Annotated in this window: 4 protein-coding genes; all 4 read right to left on the bottom strand. The window is 56.8% G+C overall.

Features of this window, described 5'->3' with window-relative positions; genetic code table 11:
• Positions 1 to 125: preprotein translocase subunit SecG (secG, locus tag AC1DRJ_RS22370; RefSeq protein ID WP_477804060.1), on the bottom strand; the 125-nt coding region annotated here is incomplete at its 3' end.
• 4 nt (positions 126 to 129) lie between these two features.
• Positions 130 to 885, bottom strand: a complete 756-nt coding sequence (gene tpiA / locus AC1DRJ_RS22375) for a triose-phosphate isomerase (RefSeq protein WP_477804057.1) — start codon at positions 883 to 885, stop codon at positions 130 to 132.
• Positions 886 to 951: 66 nt separating this feature from the next.
• Positions 952 to 2,289, bottom strand: coding sequence for a phosphoglucosamine mutase (gene glmM, locus AC1DRJ_RS22380; RefSeq protein ID WP_477804058.1), 1,338 nt, complete (start codon positions 2,287 to 2,289; stop codon positions 952 to 954).
• 14 nt (positions 2,290 to 2,303) lie between these two features.
• On the bottom strand, positions 2,304 to 3,155 hold the full coding sequence (folP, locus tag AC1DRJ_RS22385) for a dihydropteroate synthase (protein ID WP_477804059.1): 852 nt from the start codon (positions 3,153 to 3,155) through the stop codon (positions 2,304 to 2,306).
• Between the last annotated feature and the right edge of the window lie 71 nt (positions 3,156 to 3,226).

Raw genomic sequence — 3,226 nt, forward strand, 5'->3', positions numbered from 1 at the left:
GTATTTGAAGCACCTGCTCCGAAAGACGCACCAGCATCCGCACCTTTACCCTGCTGCAGCAATACCAGAGCAACTACGCCCAATGCACCCAGCAGATGAAAAACGACTACGACTGTTTCCAGCATTTTTTCAGTTTCCCGCGGCGCGACAGATCGCACCGAACTCATCTGCATTCAGGGAAGCCCCACCAATGAGCCCCCCATCGATATCCGGCATGCCGAACAGTTCGACCGCATTGGCCGCCTTCACGCTGCCGCCGTATAGAAGCCGCACACCTTGTGCGACTTCAGAATTCTCTGCCGCCAACTGAGCACGAATGGCTGCGTGCACATCCTGCGCCTGTTGCGGCGAAGCAGTCAGCCCGGTACCAATGGCCCAGACCGGCTCGTAAGCAATTACTGCATTTGCAAAAACACCAACACCCAGCTTTTCTATGATACTGCCCAGCTGACGCCCGACAACCTCAAGAGTTTTCCCGGCTTCGCGCTGCTCAAGGGTTTCACCTATGCACAACACCGGAATCAAGCCACATGCCTGTGCCGCTGCAAACTTGCGAATCAGCACCTCGTCTTGCTCGCCCATTATCTGACGGCGCTCAGAGTGCCCGACAAGTACCAGGGAACAACCTGCATCCACCAACTGACTCGGCGCAATTTCACCAGTCAACGCACCTTGCCCGGATTCCACCGCAGAGTTCTGCGCGCCGACCAAAATCGACTTCCCTTCCAAGCCATCAATCACTTGATTGATATGCAAGCAAGGCGGGAATACCGCTACATCAACACCGCTCGGCAAGGCCAGATGACTAAGGCCATTGATCAGCTCAGCGACGCTGGCGCGGGTACCGTGCATCTTCCAGTTACCAGCTACCATAGGGCGACGCATGCTGTACCTCGTCGGTCAAAGTGGGCGCAGATGTTACCCAACACAATCATGGCTGGCAAGCCGAATTCAGGCAGAAACTTCAGTAACCAGTTTTGCCAGCTCTTCGGCATAACCTCGAACCTGTGTTTCGTCCTCGCCTTCGACCATGACACGCACCAACGGTTCTGTCCCGGACTTGCGCAAGAGCACACGGCCACGACCGGCCATAGCCTTCGTGACGCGATCACTGGCCTCCTTGACTGCCGGGTGCTCGAGCGGACTCGCCCCCCCGCCGAATCGGACATTAATCAGCACCTGCGGGCACTTACGAAGCGCCTGACGAGCCTGAGCCAGACCTTCGGAACGCCTTTTCAGCGCCATCAGAACCTGCAATGCCGCGATGATCGCATCACCCGTAGTGGTGTGGTTAAAGCAGACGATATGCCCCGAGTTCTCACCACCCACCAACCAGTTGCGTTCAAGCAAGTCAGCGATGACATACCGGTCACCTACGTTGGCACGGACAAAAGGAATCGACAAATCCGCCAGTGCCAATTCAAGCCCCAGGTTACTCATCAACGTCCCGACCACACCCCCTTGCAGCTTGTCGCGCTGATGCAAATCGCGGGCGATGATGTAGAGCAGTTCGTCCCCGTCAACAATGGCGCCAGTGTGATCGACCATCAGAACGCGATCACCGTCACCATCGAACGCGATACCCAAATCAGCGTGCTCAGCCAACACGGCAGCCTGCAACTGCCCCATATGGGTTGAACCGCAGTTATCGTTGATGTTCAGCCCGTTCGGCTGAGCGGACAGAACAACGACTTCAGCCCCCAATTCACGGAACACGCTCGGGGCAACCTTGTAGGTCGCACCATGGGCGCAGTCGATCACGATCTTCAGACCCGCAAAACTGGTGCCGGTCGGGACGCTGCTTTTGCAAAATTCAATATAACGGCCAGACGCGTCGTTGATACGCGACACTTTGCCGATCTTGCTCGATTCAACCACGGTCATCGGCGTATCGAGCAATTCCTCAATCATCAACTCGACTTCATCCGGCAGCTTGGTGCCCTTTCCGGAGAAGAACTTGATGCCATTGTCATCATGAGGATTGTGCGATGCACTGATCACAATGCCCGCCTCAGCATGAAAGGTTCGCGTCAGATAAGCGATCGCCGGCGTAGGCATCGGACCCAGCAGCATCACGTCAGCGCCTGCCGATGTCAGGCCGGCCTCGAGTGCCGACTCGAACATGTAACCAGAGATTCGGGTGTCTTTGCCTACCAGGACCTTGCAGGCGCCCATCTTGCGAAACGCCATGCCCGCTGCCCAGCCAAGTTTGAGCATGAAATCAGGAGTGATCGGGTATTCACCGACCCGGCCACGAATACCGTCGGTGCCAAAGTATTTTTTACTCATAAGTGTTCCCATTTTTATTCGGCTGATTCCACTGCGGCGATCATCCGCACTACGTCCACTGTTTCGGCTACATCATGGACGCGCAATATACGCGCCCCATTGGCCGAAGCCAGCGCCGCCAGCGCCAGACCACCATACAGACGCTCGCCAACCGGCCGATYCAAGGCCTGACCAATCATGCTCTTTCGCGAAACCCCGACCAACAGAGGCCGCCCCAAGACATGCAAGGTTTTCATATGTTTAAACAAGCTTAGATTGTGCTGCAAGGTTTTCGCGAAGCCAAAACCCGGATCAAGAATAATCCGCTCCGACGGGATACCCACCGACGCGCACTGAACCATCCGCTCTGCGAGAAATTCGCCCACCTCTTTGGTGACGTCTTGATAGTGCGGATTGTCCTGCATGTCGCCCGGCTCACCGAGCATATGCATCAGACACACGGGCAACCCGGTGGCTGCCGCAGCATCCAGGGCACCGTCTCGACGGAGCGAGCGCACATCATTGATCAAACCAGCCCCCAATCGCGCGGTCTCACGCATGACCGCCGGGGTGGAGGTATCGACAGAAATAATCACATCCAGCTCGCGATGGATGCGCTCAACGATAGGCGCTACTCGCTCCAGCTCCTCTAGCGGAGAAACCGCTCGGGCACCTGGACGGGTTGATTCGCCACCAACATCAATCAGCGTCGCACCCGCAGCCACCATCGACTCAGCGTGGCGCAAAGCCGCATCGAGCTGGCTGTATCGGCCGCCATCAGAAAAGGAATCAGGAGTGACGTTGAGTATGCCCATGACATGCGTCTGGGCCAAATCAAGAACCCGGTTGCCGCAAGGCAACCGGGTCGAGGACTGAGCAGAAGTCATTTCAAACCTTATACGTCAGCAGCCGGACCGCCGATCGGTGTTTCCGGACGCTCATCCTGCACCACTGGAGG

It is taken from the genome of Pseudomonas sp. P5_B2 (assembly GCF_056400445.1).